Raw genomic sequence first — 1,106 nt, forward strand, 5'->3', positions numbered from 1 at the left:
AACTGAGATCTTGCACCATTCTCAATTAGCCATATTGCCAACCACTAACAGTGATGTCAAAACCCTGCTGACGAGCTAAACTCTGGGTGCGAGCGATATTAATTAATAGCCCCAAAACTACTAGAGATGCTAACAAAGTTTCTCTCGCCAGTAGCGCCGCCTCTCCCCAATCTGGCAAGGTAGTTTTTCCCGATGCTAGATATGCCCAGAAGGCGAGAAAGTAGGCAATAAAAGATAATACTAGCCACCGATAAACTCCCAATAAAGTGCTTTGTCCAAACCGATGCAAACCAAACCGATGTTTCACTGTTTTAAAGAATCCTTCAATCTGCCAACGTCTTCTACCGAGTCGAGTAATGTAGACAGCCGATAAAGGTTTTGTCGAAATTACAAAGCGTTTTTCGAGACTGCCATCATCCCGTTTGAGCCAATACCAAGACAGGGTGACTGGAAAGTTTAATCCTTGCAGCACTACTTGCTGACCCCTTTGCAGTCCTTGGTTTACCTGCCGCGCATCTGCCAACCTCCGATCGCTCCTAATCCCAAAAATACCACTTGTACGTGGTTGTTTTTTTACCCAGTTGAGCATTTCTATACTGCCAAATGCGCTATCACCTAATACTCGAATTTCATAATGTGCTGTTAAGGTTTTTGGCAGAGTTTTTAGCAATCTTTGACCGAGTTTTATTGGCGCCAACTCTCCCTTGCCCCGATAGACTCGGAACCCCCAAGGTACTCGACTTCTTCCCACAAGTATGTAGAGGACTAACAGGTGCAATCCTCGTTTACCATTATAGACTCTAATTAGTTTCCCTAACCCTGAGAACTTACCAACTTTTTCCAAGGTGGTCATATCCAAAATTACAGTTAAAATTGGTCGCCTCCCAAGCCCTCTTTCGGCTTTGACTTGCCTGATGATCTCTGCCCGCACAACTCTAATTACTGCCCGGACTGACCATTGATAATGATTGAGGAAGCGACTAATCGCGCTGGCACTTACTGTTTGAGAATGAGTCGGGTAAACTTTGTCCTGTTGCTTCCAGAAATAGACCTAGCAAGGCTCGCAGACTTTTTTGTTGATATTTGCTTGGCATTAAATCCATCAA

The 1,106-nt window shown here is 44.3% G+C and carries 1 protein-coding gene; it reads right to left on the minus strand.

What is annotated here, in order from left to right:
- Positions 1-25: 25 nt before the first annotated feature.
- Positions 26-853: a transposase gene (locus QUA43_RS30720; protein ID WP_333379549.1), complete on the minus strand. Its 828-nt coding sequence runs from the start codon at positions 851-853 to the stop codon at positions 26-28.
- Positions 854-1,106 lie beyond the last annotated feature (253 nt).

Origin of the sequence: Microcoleus sp. N9_B4 (assembly GCF_036701635.1) — a bacterium.
Lineage (GTDB): Bacteria > Cyanobacteriota > Cyanobacteriia > Cyanobacteriales > Microcoleaceae > Microcoleus.